The sequence below is a fragment of the Marinococcus tarijensis genome, assembly GCF_054971385.1.
Map to the genome: position 1 here is coordinate 34707 of NZ_JBQOJA010000004.1, position 16141 is coordinate 50847.

The window sequence follows — 16141 nt, forward strand, 5'->3', positions numbered from 1 at the left end:
AAATCATTGCGAACCTCCGGGAGTGCAGGCTCCCTGAAGCAGAAAAAAGCATTTCGATATTCACTCGAAATGCCTTCGTTCCTTTATCTGCCGGCTTTTTCCCCGTATTTTTCCAGAACCCTGTTCATCGTTTCATCCAGATGATCCTTAGCCATTTTCGCATATTTATATGGCGGGGCAACGTCCGGATCCTGTTCAGCCTCCACCACTGTCCATCCCCGGTAGCCCCGTCTCATCAGCTCTTCAAGGACAGGCTCAAAATCGATGCAGCCGTCGCCGGGAACGGTAAACAGACCTTCGAGAACAGCTTCCCGGAACGTTAGGTTTTCTTTAATGGTTTTATTCCAAATGTCTTCCCGTACGTCCTTGTAGTGTACGTACTTAATGCGGTCGTAGTAGCGCGTCAGCTGGTCCATCGGGTCGTAGTTGCCGAAAAAGGCATGCCCGGTATCATACAGCAGCGACACAGCATCTTCGTCGGTTTCTGCCATCAGGCGGTCGACGTCCTCGCGCTGTTCTACAATCGTGCCGGCATGCGGATGATACACGAGTTCAAGACCGTAGTTTTTCGCGATGCGCCCGGCTTCGTTCAAGCCGTCCACCATACTTTTCCACTGCGCTTCTGACGGTGCTGTGATTTCTGCTTTGTCAGGATCATCTTTATCCCAGTGCATCGAGTTGCCCATTTCACACACAATTACGTATTCACATTCCATGTCTTTCAAAAACCGGACCCATTCTTCGAAATCGCGGACCTCCTGCTCCTTGTGCTGCAGATTGGAAAACTGCGTGCCGACGAATTTACTGGCAAGCGTAATATCGTGCTCTTCGAGAATCGCTTTTAATTCTTCAAGGTTACGCGGAAAGGTGCGACCCATTTCAGTTGCTTCGTACCCGATTTCCCGCATCTCTCCTAAAATCTGATCCAGTGAATAGTGGTCTCCGAGTCCCGGAATGTCATCATTCACCCAGCTGATAGCTGCAATTCCGAGATGGAACTCGTAGCTTCCAAGTCCCGCCATATGCTGCACCCCTTTTTTTATAGTTTCCGCCTATGCTTTAGTCGGTATAAACCTTATCCTGATGCACGTCCTTCATATAAATTCTTTCCCCATTGTTTTTAAACGATTCGGTGGCTGCAAGTGCTACCTGCATATTGATCTTGGAATCCAGTGAAGTGACCCGCGGTTCCTGATCTCCTTTGACGCACTTAATAAATTGTTCGAGCTCGAGAATATACGCTTCCCGGAACCGCGTCTGGAAATTTGGCACAATCTCGTGATTGCTCCCCGAGCTGCTGTGCACTGTCACATCGCTGTTACGGAGCGAACCGACAAAAATTGCTCCTTCGGTGCCGATAATCTCTGCCCGTATGTCATGGCCGTACGGGGATGTTCTGCTTGCTTCCACGTCACCGGCGCCTCCGTTTTCAAACTCCAAATACGTAATTGCCTGATCGACATCGCCGTATTCTTCCATAAAGGAATTAATGAGAATGCGGCCGTGGCCGGAAACGGAAGAAATTTCCGAGCCCATTAAATACCGAGCCATATCATAGTCATGAATCGAGCAGTCCAGAAATATGCCACCGCTGTTTTTAATGAAGGAAGCAGGCGGTGAGCCGCTGTCTCTCGAGAACCCTTTAAAATAAATCGGCTTGCCGATTTCTCCGGCTTCTATACGCTCCTTGGCATCATGAAAACCAGGGTCGTACCTTCTCATGAAGCCGACCTGGCAGACAACGCCGGTCTCTTCAACGACTTTGATCACCTCTTCGGCTTCAGCCACCGTGGAGGTCAGCGGCTTTTCAACAAAGATCTGCTTGCCGCTGCGGGCCGCTTTCGTAATCATGTCAGCGTGCGTACTGGTCGGCGTTACAATCACGACTGCGTCCACTTCCTGGTCGGCAAACACTTCTTCAGGATCAGACGTCCAGCGCTCCATCCCAAGCTGTTCAGCCACCATTTCGGCGTGCTCGGCGAGCGGATCACACACCAGTATCAGCTCGGCTCCTTTTACTTTGTTCATCATATTGCTTGCATGAAACAGCCCGAGCCGTCCGAGTCCAAGCACCGCCACCCTTATATCGTTCTGTGCCATTTGTGCACCTCCTGTATTTTCCTGTCCGCTCTCCTCTATCGGTTTTTTCCACTCCTGCTTTCTTTATCTTAAGAAAGTACTTTATTTAACTGATCAGCAATATTTATTTCTTCACCGGTTTTAGCGCTTTCATAAATGCTTGTCAGCAGAAAGGTTGATTTGTACGCTTCCTCAGCATTTACCGGCGGTTCTGTACCGTTGACCAAGGCGTCAATAAACAGCCGGTCTTCTTCCTCATAGCCCCATTTTTTACTGACAGGCATGAGGTGGTAATCCGACGAATCAATCTCCCCTTCAAGGCCGCAGGCAATTTTCACCGTTTCGAGTTCAGCGGTTGACGCCGTGCTGTATTTACCGTAAATTTCGATCGCTTCAAATGGGAAGCTCCATCCGGAATGGGCAAAGGTGTTGAACGTCATGACCAGGCCGGATTCAAAGGTTAAAAGAATCGCAAAGTTATCAAGCTCGCTGTCTGACACGGCCTGTGTTGCTTCGCATTTCACTTTCTTTACTTCTCCGAAATAATAGCGGCAGAGATCCATCAAATGAAAAGGCGTTTCGTATAAAAAGCCTCCGGTCTTCGCTGGATCCGAGGTCCAGGCAGGATGCAGCAGCTCTCCCCGGTTCATTTTGAAATGGGCGGAGTACGCATCCAGCTGGCCGGAATCCATGTAGCTTTTAATTTTTTTATACACATAGGCATATCGGCGATTCATGCCGAGATTGTAGCAGCCTTTAGACTCCCGCGCGGCATCGCGTATCTGTCTTGCTTCTTCCTCCGAGGTGGCCATTGGCTTTTCGCTGAAGACGTTTACATTATTTTTTAAACAATGAAGCACCGGATTGACGTGCATCGTGTTTGGCGTTGTGACGTAGACCGTGTCCACACCAAGTTCGATCAGCTCTTCGATGGAGCCCGCTGTACGAACGTCCGGGCCTGCTTCTGCGGCCAGTTCTTTCGCCTTTTCTTCAAAAATATCAGCAATTGCAACAATTTCGACCCGTTCGTCCTGTTTTAAGAGAGCAGCATGCACTGCAGCGATGTGCCCCGCTCCCAGTATTCCAACCTTAATTTTATCCACGACCCAGAACCTCCTGCACTGTTTTTTTATGGTTATGATAATTGTTTTTGAGTAAGCGCTTAACTTATGTTTATACTATCGTTTCCTTCCGGGTAATTCAAGGGGTAAACGGAAAAAATGTAAGCGATTTATCAAAAAGATAATCTCCCATTACAAAAAACGTTCAGAGCCGGGGCCCTGAACGCGTTTAACCATTTAATATTTCCGGGCATGCTGCAGCTGCTTTTCTTTGTCTTCAAAGGACTCCCGCACGCTTTCGCGCTCAGAAACCTCTGATACTCCGACGTGCCACCAGGATTCATAATCCCCGGTCATCGTCTTCGGCAGTACCTTTACGTCAATCAGCGTAGACACCGTCTGCTTTTTCGCGTCAGCGATTGCTTCTTTCAACCCTTGCTCTGTCGTCACCCGGTACGTTTTCAGGCCGTAGCCTTCGGCTACCTTCGCATAGTCAATGTGCATCACACTGCCGCACATTTCATCCTCTGCTTCATCACGATGACGAAATTCGGTGCCAATGCTCTGCATGCCGTTGCCCATCTGCAGGTTGTTAATGCAGCCGTATCCGGAATTGTCGAACAGCATCACGTTAATTTTTTTGTTTTCCTGCACGCTTGTAATCATTTCTGAATGCAGCATCAAAAAGCTGCCGTCCCCGACCATGGCGTATACTTCCTTGTCCGGCTCCGCAAGCTTGGCTCCGAACGCCCCGGAAATTTCATAGCCCATGCAGGAATAGCCGTATTCCATGTTGTACCGGTATTTCTGGCTTGACTCCCACAGGCGCTGCATGTCGCCCGGCAGACTTCCGGCCGCTCCGACGGCTACAGCGTCTTCATCGATTTCCCGGTTCACAATACCAAGTGCTGTTGTCTGCGCCAGGTCCGTGCCCAGTACTTTCCGGTACTCCTGCAGCTCCTCGTCAAGATGACCGGCGATTTCAGGCGTAAAGCCTTCTTCCGTGTATCGAACAGAATAAAGGCGTTCTTTTTCTTTGGCCCACGCCGCCTTTGCCTCTTCGGTCTCGTTTTTAAATTCAGACGTATAGTCCCCTGTTTCGTTTATCAGCGCGTCAATTACAGCCTGAGCGTCCCCGATTAATGGGGCTGCATCCATTTTCACTCCATGAAATTCCGAGACGTTGATCGAAACAAATTCGACGTTTTCATCCCGGAACAGCTGCTTCGAGGAGGTGGTAAAGTCAGCCAGGCGAGTACCTACTGCAATAATAACGTCCGCCTTCGGAGCGAGTGTATTCGCTGCCAGGTTACCAGTTACACCAAGGCCTCCGACATTCCACTCATGCGTGCTTTCCACCGCGCTTTTTCCGGCCTGCGTTTCTGCAATCGGCACGTTCCAGGCCTCGGCCATTTTTTTCAGGCTTTCTCCTGCTTCGGAATAACGTACACCCCCGCCGCAAATGATGAACGGACGCTTTTTGCTCCGGATCAATGCTGCCGCTTCCTTTACCGAACGCTCATCCGGCACTTTTCTCGAAACACGGTGAACACGTTTCTGGAAAAACGATTCCGGAAAGTCATAGGCTTCCCCCTGGACGTCCTGCGGCACGGACACGGTAACAGCACCGGTTTCTGCCGGATTTGTCAGTACACGCATCGCCTGGATTAAGGAGTTCATCAGCTGCTCAGGTCGTGTAATACGATCCCAGAACTTACTTACCGGGCGGAACGCGTCGTTAGTGGAAAGCGTTAAGTCATGAGGCTGTTCCACCTGCTGCAGCACCGGGTCCGGCTGGCGGCTAGCGAAGATGTCCCCCGGAAAAAGGAGCAGAGGGATGTTGTTTACCGTTGCCACACTCGCCGCTGTTACCATGTTGGCAGAACCAGGTCCGACAGAAGACGTGCAGGCAATGATGCGTTTGCGATTGTTCTGTTTGGCATATGATATTGCTGCATGTCCCATGCCCTGCTCATTTTTTCCCTGGTATACCCGGAGCCGCTTCGCTTCAGATAGAGCCTGGCCGAGACCGAGAACGTTGCCGTGACCAAAGATTGTAAACATTCCATCTACAAACGGAATTTCTTCGCCGTCCCATTCAATATACTGCTGCTCCAGAAAACGTACGATTGCCTGTGCTGTTGTTAATACGGGCATAAAAATCCCCTTCCTGTTGTCGTTTTATAGAAGAAAAAAACTGCCTTCTCCTCTCTCAGAATAGAAAGGAAAGAGAAGACAGTCCTGGGGTTGTGCTATTGTGCTGAAGCTGTGCGATTACCAGCGGGCGGTCACCATTTTTTTACGGGTGTAGAACTCCACCCCGTCCTTGCCATTCGCATGCAGGTCGCCGTAGAAGGAATCCTTCCAGCCGGAAAACGGGAAGAACGCCATCGGGGCCGGCACGCCCACATTGATGCCGAGCATCCCGGAGTCGATGTTTTCCCGGAATTCGCGGACGCGGTGCCCGGAGCTCGTGAACAGGCAGGCACCGTTCGCAAAGCGGGACTCGTTCGCCCATGCAATGCCGGCGGTCAGATCCGGCACCCGCACGATGGATAAGACCGGCGCGAAGATTTCGTCCTGCCAGATCGTCATCGTCTGCTGCACGTGGTCAAAGATCGTCGGGCCGATAAAGTAGCCGTCTTTGGCGACCTCGTCCTGGCGGCCGTCGCGCACGAGCGTCGCTCCTTCCTCGACGCCTTTGTCAATGTAGGCCTTCGTTTTCTCGAGGTGGCCCTCGCGGATCACCGGGCCGAGGAACACGTCCTTCTCGCGGCCGTTGCCGATGGTGACGTCGTCGGCATACGCCTGAATTTTTTCCACCAGCTGGTCGGCGACGCTTTCCTGCACCGCGACGACGGAGGCGGCCATGCACCGCTCACCGGCGGAGCCGAAGGCGGCGTTTAAAATCTGCCAGGCGGCGTTATCGAGATCCGCATCCTCCATCACGAGCGTGTGGTTTTTTGCCCCGGCGAGGGCCTGGACGCGCTTGCCGTGAGCCGTGCCGTTTTTATACACATATTCCGCGACGGGCTGCGAGCCGACAAAGGAAATCGCCGGCACGTCCTCGTGCTCCAGCAGGCCGTTGACCACGTCATGCGCCCCGTGCACCACGGACAATACGCCCTTCGGAAGCCCGGCTTCCTCAAACAACTCGGCGAGCCGGTTCGCAAGCATCGGGGTCCGCTCGGACGGCTTCATCACGAACGTGTTGCCGCAGGCGATCGCGAGCGGAAACATCCAGCACGGCACCATCATCGGGAAGTTGAACGGGGTGATCCCGCCGACCACGCCGATCGGATAGCGGTACATGCCCGACTCAATGTTTGTAGCAATGTCCGGCAGCTGGTCACCCATCATAAGCGTCGGAGCCCCGGCGGCAAATTCCACGCATTCGATGCCGCGCTGCACTTCGCCTTTAGCCTCCTTCAGGTTTTTACCGTTTTCGAGCGTAATGATCTCGGCGAGCTCGTCCCAGTGGCTGATGAGCAGCTGCTGGTAGGCAAACAGGATACGGGCACGCTGTGGGACGGGCTTTTTCGACCAGTCGCGGTACGCCGTTTTGGACGCCTTCACAGCCTCATCCACTTCGTCCTTCGAGGAGAGCGGGACGCGCGCGATCACCTCACTGGTGGCCGGGTTGTAGACATTATCGGTCGCCGACCGGGACTCCACCCATTCACCGCCGATAAAATTTTTCAAGGTCGTTATTGCTTGTTCCTGCATATCTTCATCGTCCTTTCTATATAAACGGATTGTAGAATTGCTTTTTGAAATGCTTCCTATGATTATACCTGAGCATCCTGCCTTCTTAAGACTTTATGGTACCTTTTCTCACACTTTCATCAATGAATCCCTGTACTTCTTCCGCCTTCGGCATGGCTTCGGAGCAGCTGTGCCGGGAAATAACAATGGCTGCGGACGCACCGCCAAAATCCATCGCCCGGTCAACCTCCCACCCCTGCATCAGGCCATAAACAAAGGAGGAGGCGTAGGCGTCTCCGGCCCCGAATGTTTTCAGCACTTCGGTTTCAAAGGTCTTTCCGGTGAAATAGTCCCCGTCCTTCGTGTAGGCAAATGACCCTTCGACTCCGTGTTTAATCAGCACAATTTCTGCCGAGTGATTAAACCATTTTGCGGCGGTCTTATCGTCGCTGCCGTCCATTTCAGACTCCATGTTTTCCATCATATTGAACTCGTCTCTTGTTCCAATAATCAGATGGCTTTTTTCAGCCAGCAGGTTGTAATACGTGGCGGTTTCTTCCTTTGATTTCCACGTCGCCGGACGAAAATCAATATCAAACAGCACTTTCGTTCCGTGCTTGTGCGCGTATTCTGCCGCCAGAAAGACCGCTTCGCGGGAAGGGCTTGCGGCAAGCGCCGTACCGGAAAACATTACCGCGGATGTATTTTTAATGTATTCCTCGGAAATTTCGAGCGGACTGATTTTCAGGTCCGCCACGTTGTCTCTGTACAGCAGTATGCTGCAGTCCTCTGGACTGATGATTTCCGTGAAAGCAAGCCCGGTGACCGCGCCTGTATCGTCTGTTTTTACATTTTCCGTATTAATGTTATTTTCTTCAAAGTAGCCGCGGATAAAATTACCCATCTGATCGTCTGCTACCTTGCCTATGAAGCCGGTGCTAAGACCAAGTCTCGACGCTCCGATAGTAATATTGGCCGGGGACCCTCCCACATATTTCGTAAACGTCCGCGTTTCTTCCATCGGACGGTTGATTTCGTTCGCGTTCATGTCAATCGTCAGCCGGCCCATGCCAACCAGATCTCTTGAACGGTTTTTTGGAAATTCCATTAAAACATAACCACCCTTCGTTATTTTAATCGATTTATGGTTAAGCGCTTTCCTCTCCTATACGTTTGATTCTAAAGAAAGCGCATTCAGATGTAAAGAACTTTTTTGATTTTTCTTTAATTTACATTTAAAGGCATAGAACTGCTGGATGTTTTCTGAAAAATCTCATTCTTTGATTGATGTAAGCGATTCACTAATGTATAATTCACATTAAAGTTAAGCGCTTTCTTCAAACTACATTTTATGGAGGCTCCGCATATGGTTAATATAGGTGTTATCGGCGCCGGCCGAATCGGCCGGCTGCACATTGAAAACCTTCACCATCTTCCTGCCACTGTTCTCCGGGCGGTCGCAGATATCAACACCGCTGCTCTTAAAACAATTGAGCAGGCTTTTTCTCCGAAATACGTAACCTCCAGTGCCGGGGATATTCTCCGTGACCCTGAAATTGATGCCGTTTTCATATGCGCTGCCACCTCAGAGCATATCTCTTTGATTGATATGGCCATTCAAAACAAGAAACACATTTTTTGTGAAAAGCCAATCAGCTTTGACATCAAAGAGTCGCGCCGTGTTGTCACGGCGGCCAGAGATGCAGGCCTTGTTTTTCAAATTGGCTTTAACCGGCGCTTTGATCCTTCGTTTCAGCAGGTACGGAAGATGCGGGTGAACGGCCAGATCGGCACCCCTGAGATGCTGCAGATTATCTCACGCGACCCTTCCCCGCCTCCAATGGAATACGTGGCGAACTCGGGCGGCCTGTTTGTGGATATGACCATTCACGATTTTGATATGGCCCGCTATATTATGGGAGAGAATATCGCAGCGATCTCTGTGCATGGCGGCGCGCTGACCGATAAACGTTTCAATGACTACGATGACATTGATACCGCTATTATTTCTTTAACGTTTGAAAGCGGAGCCGTCGGCGTAATTGAAAACAGTCGGCGGGCAGTCTACGGCTATGACCAGCGCCTCGAGCTGTTTGGCTCCAGCGGAGCAGCCACGGTGCCAAATCAGCCGATCCATCAGGTGGAATGGTGGCAGGAGGATTTTATTAAATCAGAAAAGCCGGTGCACTTCTTTCTGGAGCGCTATCAAACAGCGTTCGAGCGCGAGATTGCGATGTTCGCTGAATCCGTGCAGTCCGGCACCCCGGCTGTCTGCACCGGTGATGACGGTCTTGCCGCCCAGACGGCTGCCCTCGCTGCTGCAAAAGCCTGGAAAGAGAAGAAAACCGTATATGTCGCTGATGTTGAATCCGAAATGATTGAACTCTCTTAGAAAGGATGTTTATGTATGCCAAATTTAGTTGTGAAACCAGATACGACCGCACAAAAAATCCACGATGTTACCCCGGAGAGCGCCGGCTGGAAGTATGTCGGCTTCCAGGTGTACCGTGTGCAGGAGGGCGAAAGCATTCAGGCCGACACCGGCGATAACGAAGCCTGCCTCGTCCTGTTAAGCGGCAAAGCAGACATAACGACCAGCAACGACTCCTTTGAAAATCTCGGCAGGCGGATGAGTGTTTTCGAAAAAATACCGCCGTACTCCGTATATGTTCCGGCCAGGGACCGCTTTGAGGTAAAGGCGAATACAGATATTGAACTCGCCGTCTGTAAGGCTCCAGCAACCGGTAAGTATAACGCCCGGCTGATCGGCCCGGATGATGTAGGCACAGAAGACCGCGGCTCAGGCTCCATGTCCCGGAGAGTGCATAATATCCTCCCGGACTCCGAGGAAGCCGAGAGCGTACTGGTGGTGGAGGTGTACACACCGGAGGGAAACTGGTCGAGCTACCCGCCGCACAAGCACGACACCGAAAACCTTCCGCATGAATCGTATCTTGAAGAAACGTATTTTCATAAGGTGGACCCGGAAGAAGGCGGGTTTTTGATTCACCGCGTTTACGACGATCCAAGAGACCTTGATGAAACGATGGTAGTAAACAGCAACGATGTCGTGATGGTTCCTAAAGGCTATCACCCGGTGGCGGCTCCTGCAGGCTATCAGGCTTATTATTTAAATGTGATGGCCGGACCGGTGCGTAAGTGGAAGTTCCATAATGACCCGGATCACGAATGGCTGCTGAAATAAATCTTTTACGGCTTCCAAATGAATATTCATTTGGAGGCTTATTTTTGGGCAAATACGGATATATACTATACAACGATTGTTTCATGGAAAGGAGTGTTCAGATGGCTTTTCAAAAGCTCGCGCGTACGATTTTAAAGGCAAACCGTGTTTCCGGTGATGTAAAGGCAGCCAAAAACGGCTCCCTGGGAAAACGCCTTGCCCGCCGTTCCGCCAACCGTACAGCACGTAAATTCATTAACCGCCTTCTGCGCTGAAAAAGTGGCTGCCGGATCATTATTCCTGCAGCCACTTTCCTTTTCTGTTTGTAAATGTATCCGTTTTTCCGTTATAAATTTCTATGCCCCGCTGCCATACTGAATGGATCCGGTGCGGAAAACGATGCCCTTCAAACAGGCTGTGCTTGTGACGCATATGCATTGTGCTGCGTGTTACTGCCGTTTCTTCATGAAGATCGACCAGCACAAGGTCTGCTTCCTTCCCTTCTTCGAGACTCCCTTTCTGATGCAGGCCAAAACGCTCCGCCGGCTTCCCTGCAGTCCACGCTGCTGCCTGTTCCCACGGCAGGCCGTAATTCGCCGTGAGCTCGAGCACGCTTAACAGCGTGTACGGACCACCCGAAATACCTCCCCATGCCTGCCACAGCCCGCCTTCCTTCAGCTCCTCCGGACACGGGGAATGATCGGAAGTCACCATATCTATGTCCCCCTGCTTCCATCTGGACACAAGCTCCTGCTGGACCGGGGCCTCCCGTAACGGAGGCGCGCATTTTGCTTCGGCGCCGCGCGTGCGCAGCGCTTCGTGATCAAACATTAAATAATGGGCGCAGGTTTCGAGCGAAACATCCTGCCCGGCTGCCTTTGCACGCTGAATTACCTGCACCGCTTCAGCAGAGCTGATATGTACGAAATGCAGCGGACAGCCTGTCTGCTTCGCAAAAACGAGGGCGCGCTGCACCGCTTCGAGCTCTGCTTCCACCGGCCTCGAGGCTAAATAATCATCCGCTTCCATACGCCCCTGGTTCTCAAGCTGCCGGCTGAGTGTACTCACTACCGGCTCGCTTTCTGCATGAAGACCGAGCAATCCTCCGTGTTCAGCAATTACCTGCATACCCCGGAACAGTGTTTGATCATCCGCCCGTTCAAACTCCGGATTCCCACTCGGTGACATAAAGGCCTTAAATACGCGTATGCCCCGCGCTGCCATGGCTGGGATATGCTCTATCCCTCCGGGCACGAGGCCTCCCCAAAGCCCAAAATCCAGAACAGACTTCTCACAGCCGAGCGCCGCTTTTTCTTCTGCATTTTTGGTGGTGAGCGTAGAAGGAATACCATTTAACGGCATATCCATATAAGTAGTGATGCCGCCTGCTGCAAGCATCCGGGCCCCTGTTTCAAAGCCTTCCCAGTCCCGGCCGGGCTCGCTGAAATGAACGTGAACGTCCACCGCTCCCGGCATGACGAGCATGCCATGAGCGTCTACTACGCTTTGCGCTTTGGTTTCATCAGATACGCCAAAGGCTGATATTTTGCCATCCGCGACTGCCACCGTAGTTACTTCTGTACCGCCGGGGCGCACAACGGTTCCGTTTGTAATCAGCAGATCATACATTCTTTATGTGTCCTCCTATACTTCAGCCGCTGCTTTTGTATCTTTTTCCTGCATGTAAAAGGAGAGCGCTGCCTGCTGGGAAGAGCCGGGATTCACCGGTGCTCCCGCGTATAAAAGCACTGATTCGAGCGCTCCGAGCACGGCCAGCACGTTTTCCTTCCGGCAGCTGTAGCCCATGGAGCCGATGCGCCAGATTTTCCCGTGCAGCGGTCCGAAGGACGAGGCAATTTCTATGCCAAACTGCCCGAGAAGCATTTTTCGGACTTCATCTGCGTCAATGCCCTCCGGCACATGAATGCAGGTGACGACCGGCAGCTTCGTTTCGCCTTCTACAAACAGCGACAGACCCATGGCCTGTAAACCAGCCATCAGCGCTTCCTCATGGTAGCGGTGCCGGGCAAAACGGGCTTCAAGCCCTTCGTTGACGATCAGTCTCGCGCCTTCATGAAGCGCATAAACCATCGATGTCGCTTCGGTATGATGATTCAAACGGCGCGGGCCCCAGTAGTCCTGCAGCTGGCTGAGGTCAAAGTAGTTACTCCGGACCATCGGCGCCTCCGGCTGCTTGTCTGCCTCTGTCGCAATCCCCCGCTCCACTTTTTTACGTGCCTGAAAGCGGCGCTCGAGGCGTTCGTTGTACGTCAAAGGAGCCATTCCGGACGGAACGCTGAAGCATTTCTGCGTCCCGCCAATAACCGCATCAAGGCACCATTCATCTGTTTTGACCGGCGCTCCTCCGATCGTCGCCACCGCATCCACTACAATGTAGATGCCGCGCGCCCGGCAGGCATGCCCGATTTCCTTAAGCGGCTGAATGCAGCCCGTTGACGTCTCGCCGTGTACCATCGCCACGATATCCGGCTGCACACGATCCATTTCCTCTATGACCTCTTTCGCGGAAAAGACATTGCCCCATTCCTTTTCGAGCGTGTGTATCTCTGCGCCGTACCGTTCGGCGATCTCGGTCAATAAATACCCGAACCGGCCGTAGATAGGCACAAGCACCCTGTCCCCCGGGTGAATCGCACTCGCAAGCACTGCTTCAATACCCGCTCGGGAAGTGCCGTCCACTGGAAAGGCCCATTTATTTTCAGTTTGAAAGATGCGGCGCAACAGCTCCATCGTTTCATTCATAATATTTGTGAAAGCCGGGTCAAACTGTCCGACCACCGGCGTGCTCATGGCCCGGAGCACCCGGGGGTCGGCCTCCACCGGGCCCGGGGTCATGATCGTACGGAGCGGCGGCTGAATTTCCTGATGATAGCCCATATTTACTCTCCTTTCTAATACGCTAAACGAAACAGTGTTTCTTCAAGTACTTTTACCCCCTGCTCCAAATCACTGGATTTGGTGTATTCCTTTGGCGAGTGGCTCACACCGGCCTCGCTTGGCACAAACAACAGTGCAGTCGGATAATAGCTGCCCATGACCTGCGCGTCATGCCCGGCTCCGCTGATCATCAGGCGGGAGGGAATATGCAGGCTTTCAGCAGCTTCGTACATCGTTTCATACATCTTTTTGCTCATTGGCACTGGCTCCACTTCCATCCAGCAATTCGAAGATACGTGCATGCCGTACTCTTCAGCCTGAGCAGCGTACAAATTTTCAAGCTCCTGCTCAAATTCTTCGAGCAGTGTTTTGCTGTGATGACGCACATCCAGGCTGAAAACGACCTTGGAAGCGATCACGTTCGGTACATTTGGCGTAATATCCATTTTGCCTACCGTGGCCACCAGGCTTTCGTCTCTGCGTCTGGCCATGGAGGTGATATGTGTAATCAGTTCACTGGATAACACCACCGCATCCTTGCGTTCCGGCATGGGAGTGGTTCCGGCGTGATTGCTTTCTCCTTCCACGGTAATGTGGTACCTGCGCTGCCCGACAACATCTGTCACTACTCCCACAGAAGCATCCGACTTTTTCAGCATGCCTCCCTGCTCCACATGAAGCTCAATGAAGGAGTCTATGTCTTCACGCTTGAGCGGAAGCGATGCCGGGGCTTCAAATTCACATGACCGCCTTGCCTCGCCAATGGAAATACCGTTCGTATCCTTCAGGGCATCTGTTTCAATTTCTGCAAGCCTTCCGGTAATATGGCCCGACCCCCAGAACGTGACCGGAAAACGACTGCCCTCCTCCTCACAGAATGATACGATTTCAATGCTCTGCTTCGGCCGGCCGTAAGCCTGCTTCAGCCTTTCCACGGCGAGTATGGCGGCGGCTACTCCGTAGGCGCCGTCATACCTCCCACCGTTTACAACAGAATCAATGTGGGATCCGGCCATAACGACCTTGTCTGTTTTTTCTGTTCCTTCAAAGCGTCCAAATACGTTTCCGACATCATCATAGCAGGCTTCAAGACCCATTGCCTCCATTTTCCCCTTTACTGCTTCCTGTGCCTGCTGCCACGATTCATCGTATAAAAGTCTCGTCACACCGCCGTCTTCTGTTTTTCCAAAGTCCGCAAGCCACTGCACCAGCTGGTCAATTTGGTCCTGAATTATGTTTGAAGAATGAACAGCCATATGGCCCCTCCTTTGCCTGCGTTTTAATCAGCTTCCCCGGTACGTTTGATAGCCGTAGGGGGATAGCAGCAGCGGAAGGTGATAGGACGTTTGCTCCGCTGAAAGCGTGACCCGGAGAGCCACCGTTTCCAGAAAATGAGGGTTTTCCTCCGTCCATCCCTTTTGCCGGAGATATTCCCCGGTTTGAAATTCCAGCTCGTACGCTGCTGTTTGAATGGCCTCCGCCTGCAGCAGGGGTTCCTCCACCCGGCCGTCTGCATTGGTTACCCGTTCTGCTTCTTTAATTCTCCGGCTGCCATCCAGGCGGTACAGCGTCAGAGCTATACCTTCGCCCGGGCAGCCCGAAGCCAGATCAAGCACATGTGTTGTGAGTCCCATTTATGCTTCTCCTTCATGATCCAGATCCTCCCGGTGCACCGAAAAGCGCTGGAAGCCGTAAGGACGACGCGGTTCTGTATACACTTTTCCATCACTTCCCGGGATATCTTCAACCACCGTATCCCACGTATGGTTCTGCGACTCGAACGACACTTCCTGAAGCTGCGGGAACCGCTCAAGCACCCGGCGGCCGATATAATAGATCAGCTGCTGGATGGAGGCCGTCTGGGTTTCGTGGAAGACAGCCGCTGCAATATCCTTCACCTGCTCAGCGGCAACGTAGCCTTCCCCGTTCCGGCCGAAGGCAGTCTGCGGCGTTTCATACGTCCAACCGATATTCAAATAAATAAACAACGGGCGGTTGGAGTCCTCCGGAAGCGTTGTGTATTCATCCCGGATAAAGCCGACAAATGAATTATCGACTACTTTCACGAGCTGGACGTCCTTCACGTAGCTTTCCTGCTCAATAATTTCCGGAGCCCCAAACGAGGTCCTCCCTACTTTTACCATCGCTGCCGGATTTTCATTATGCGACTTTTTAAACACTACACCGCTTTTGTATCCCGTATTATCTACATTTACTTTCTCGAAAGGAAGATGGTCGGCATACACCTCTGCGGTTTCAACATGATCATATTTTTCAAGAAACGCTTCTCCTACATAAGCAAGAAACCCTTCCACTGTCGCTCCTTCGTAGCTGCCTAGATGACGCTGGATAAAGTTTTTCATGGAGTCCGTCGCCACCACCATACTGTTATCTCCCTCGGTAAAGCTCGGAAGGAAGGCCTCCCCAGTAATATTGACAGACACATTTAAGCCAAAAATCGTGTTGTTTGTGCCTTCATAAGGGGACTCGGGTATTGGGGTAATATCTGTAAATGGGATGGAAAACGTCCGGTAGGCAAACACATCGCCTTTGCCGTAGCTCATCGTTCTGCGTTTTTTGCTGCTTGTCCTTGTCGCTGTCTGGGACAGGCGGGCCGGCTCTGCCGCAAGCGCTGCAGAAGCTTCCAGTTCTCCGCCTTCTGCACTGCTGCCTGTTTCCCCGTTTTCGCTTATTGCTTCCGGCCGCTCCTCTTCAATGAGGGCCTCGAGCCGCAGAAGAGCTATTCGGTGAATTTCCCGGAGAGCCTGCCGCTCTTCCTCCTCCTGCGTATGATCCATACGTGCCTGAATGGCCTCCAGGATATCTTCTGCGTTCTTTCCTCTTACTGCCATAATAAACGGCATGCCAAACTTGTCCTGATAACGCTCATTCCATATACGAAGGTCTTCCTGCTGTTTCTCTTCCATCTCTGTTAAACCAGCGCTTTCCTGCTCGGAGGCAGAGTCCCCGCTCATCGGTTTCTTTTCTCCAAGAGAAGGATGCGCCTGGATTAATGCACGCCGGTTCTCCTCCCCGGACGTCATAACTACGCCTGCCATTCGCTGATGCAGGTCTTCAACAGATTCCATCGGTCTCACCGGCTCGACTGCTTCAGCCACCCACGGGGAATTCTCATAGACCCCTCCGAAAGTGTCGATAAATTCTCTGCGGGATAATTGATTTACTTGTTCAATGGTCAGCATACACTACTCCT

14 protein-coding genes are annotated in these 16141 nt (G+C 52.1%); 3 read left to right on the forward strand and 11 right to left on the reverse strand.

All coding sequences use genetic code 11. The features are described from left to right. Positions 1-83: 83 nt before the first annotated feature. From iolE to iolC, 6 genes are all read right to left on the reverse strand, one after another. On the reverse strand, positions 84-1022 hold the full coding sequence (iolE, locus tag ACTTK7_RS03240) for a myo-inosose-2 dehydratase (RefSeq protein ID WP_462865734.1): 939 nt from the start codon (positions 1020-1022) through the stop codon (positions 84-86). Between the two features lie 37 nt (positions 1023-1059). After that, positions 1060-2100: an inositol 2-dehydrogenase gene (iolG, locus tag ACTTK7_RS03245; RefSeq protein WP_462865736.1), complete on the reverse strand. Its 1041-nt coding sequence runs from the start codon at positions 2098-2100 to the stop codon at positions 1060-1062. 68 nt (positions 2101-2168) lie between these two features. Beyond that, positions 2169-3182 (reverse strand): Gfo/Idh/MocA family protein, encoded by a 1014-nt coding sequence (locus tag ACTTK7_RS03250; protein ID WP_462865737.1) that lies wholly within the window; start codon positions 3180-3182, stop codon positions 2169-2171. Positions 3183-3377: 195 nt separating this feature from the next. Beyond that, positions 3378-5297, reverse strand: coding sequence for a 3D-(3,5/4)-trihydroxycyclohexane-1,2-dione acylhydrolase (decyclizing) (gene iolD / locus ACTTK7_RS03255; RefSeq protein WP_462865739.1), 1920 nt, complete (start codon positions 5295-5297; stop codon positions 3378-3380). Between the two features lie 117 nt (positions 5298-5414). After that, positions 5415-6866 (reverse strand): CoA-acylating methylmalonate-semialdehyde dehydrogenase, encoded by a 1452-nt coding sequence (locus ACTTK7_RS03260; protein WP_462865741.1) that lies wholly within the window; start codon positions 6864-6866, stop codon positions 5415-5417. An 85-nt stretch (positions 6867-6951) separates the two neighbouring features. Next, complete coding sequence (iolC, locus tag ACTTK7_RS03265; RefSeq protein WP_462865743.1) at positions 6952-7953, reverse strand: 5-dehydro-2-deoxygluconokinase; 1002 nt, start codon at positions 7951-7953, stop codon at positions 6952-6954. A gap of 258 nt (positions 7954-8211) precedes the next feature. Between iolC and iolG (ACTTK7_RS03270) the strand changes: the two genes are divergently transcribed. The 3 genes from iolG (ACTTK7_RS03270) (at position 8212) to ACTTK7_RS03280 (ending at position 10304) form a co-directional block, all read left to right on the forward strand. Then, positions 8212-9237 (forward strand): inositol 2-dehydrogenase, encoded by a 1026-nt coding sequence (gene iolG / locus ACTTK7_RS03270; protein WP_462865745.1) that lies wholly within the window; start codon positions 8212-8214, stop codon positions 9235-9237. 15 nt (positions 9238-9252) lie between these two features. Further along, positions 9253-10050 (forward strand): 5-deoxy-glucuronate isomerase, encoded by a 798-nt coding sequence (iolB, locus tag ACTTK7_RS03275; RefSeq protein WP_462865747.1) that lies wholly within the window; start codon positions 9253-9255, stop codon positions 10048-10050. 101 nt (positions 10051-10151) lie between these two features. Next, positions 10152-10304 carry a hypothetical protein gene (locus tag ACTTK7_RS03280; RefSeq protein ID WP_176967760.1) on the forward strand — a complete coding sequence of 51 codons (153 nt, stop codon included), beginning with the start codon at positions 10152-10154 and terminating at the stop codon, positions 10302-10304. 19 nt (positions 10305-10323) lie between these two features. Here the strand turns inward: ACTTK7_RS03280 and allB are convergent, their stop codons facing one another. The 5 genes from allB to pucL are packed head-to-tail and all read right to left on the reverse strand — an operon-like array spanning position 10324 to position 16130. Further along, positions 10324-11658 (reverse strand): allantoinase AllB, encoded by a 1335-nt coding sequence (gene allB, locus ACTTK7_RS03285; protein WP_462865749.1) that lies wholly within the window; start codon positions 11656-11658, stop codon positions 10324-10326. Between the two features lie 15 nt (positions 11659-11673). Beyond that, positions 11674-12927, reverse strand: coding sequence for a pyridoxal-phosphate-dependent aminotransferase family protein (locus tag ACTTK7_RS03290; protein ID WP_462865751.1), 1254 nt, complete (start codon positions 12925-12927; stop codon positions 11674-11676). A 14-nt stretch (positions 12928-12941) separates the two neighbouring features. Beyond that, on the reverse strand, positions 12942-14183 hold the full coding sequence (locus ACTTK7_RS03295) for a hydantoinase/carbamoylase family amidase (protein ID WP_462865752.1): 1242 nt from the start codon (positions 14181-14183) through the stop codon (positions 12942-12944). A gap of 27 nt (positions 14184-14210) precedes the next feature. Next, the gene (uraH, locus tag ACTTK7_RS03300) at positions 14211-14561 is read right to left on the reverse strand and encodes a hydroxyisourate hydrolase (protein ID WP_462865754.1); all 351 of its coding nucleotides are present in this window, start codon (positions 14559-14561) and stop codon (positions 14211-14213) included. Continuing rightward, a complete protein-coding gene (gene pucL / locus ACTTK7_RS03305) occupies positions 14562-16130 on the reverse strand; it encodes a factor-independent urate hydroxylase (RefSeq protein ID WP_462865756.1) in 1569 nt (522 codons plus the stop codon). Positions 16131-16141 lie beyond the last annotated feature (11 nt).

Bases quoted from the DNA above. Each gene is read 5' to 3' on its own strand.
- iolE (WP_462865734.1), bottom strand. From the start codon at position 1,022: ATGGCGGGACTTGGAAGCTACGAGTTCCATCTCGGAATTGCAGCTATC.
- iolG (WP_462865736.1), bottom strand. From the start codon at position 2,100: ATGGCACAGAACGATATAAGGGTGGCGGTGCTTGGACTCGGACGGCTC.
- iolD (WP_462865739.1), bottom strand. From the start codon at position 5,297: ATGCCCGTATTAACAACAGCACAGGCAATCGTACGTTTTCTGGAGCAG.
- ACTTK7_RS03260 (WP_462865741.1), bottom strand. From the start codon at position 6,866: ATGCAGGAACAAGCAATAACGACCTTGAAAAATTTTATCGGCGGTGAA.
- iolC (WP_462865743.1), bottom strand. From the start codon at position 7,953: ATGGAATTTCCAAAAAACCGTTCAAGAGATCTGGTTGGCATGGGCCGG.
- iolG (WP_462865745.1), top strand. From the start codon at position 8,212: ATGGTTAATATAGGTGTTATCGGCGCCGGCCGAATCGGCCGGCTGCAC.
- iolB (WP_462865747.1), top strand. From the start codon at position 9,253: ATGCCAAATTTAGTTGTGAAACCAGATACGACCGCACAAAAAATCCAC.
- ACTTK7_RS03280 (WP_176967760.1), top strand. From the start codon at position 10,152: ATGGCTTTTCAAAAGCTCGCGCGTACGATTTTAAAGGCAAACCGTGTT.
- allB (WP_462865749.1), bottom strand. From the start codon at position 11,658: ATGTATGATCTGCTGATTACAAACGGAACCGTTGTGCGCCCCGGCGGT.
- ACTTK7_RS03290 (WP_462865751.1), bottom strand. From the start codon at position 12,927: ATGGGCTATCATCAGGAAATTCAGCCGCCGCTCCGTACGATCATGACC.
- ACTTK7_RS03295 (WP_462865752.1), bottom strand. From the start codon at position 14,183: ATGGCTGTTCATTCTTCAAACATAATTCAGGACCAAATTGACCAGCTG.
- uraH (WP_462865754.1), bottom strand. From the start codon at position 14,561: ATGGGACTCACAACACATGTGCTTGATCTGGCTTCGGGCTGCCCGGGC.
- pucL (WP_462865756.1), bottom strand. From the start codon at position 16,130: ATGCTGACCATTGAACAAGTAAATCAATTATCCCGCAGAGAATTTATC.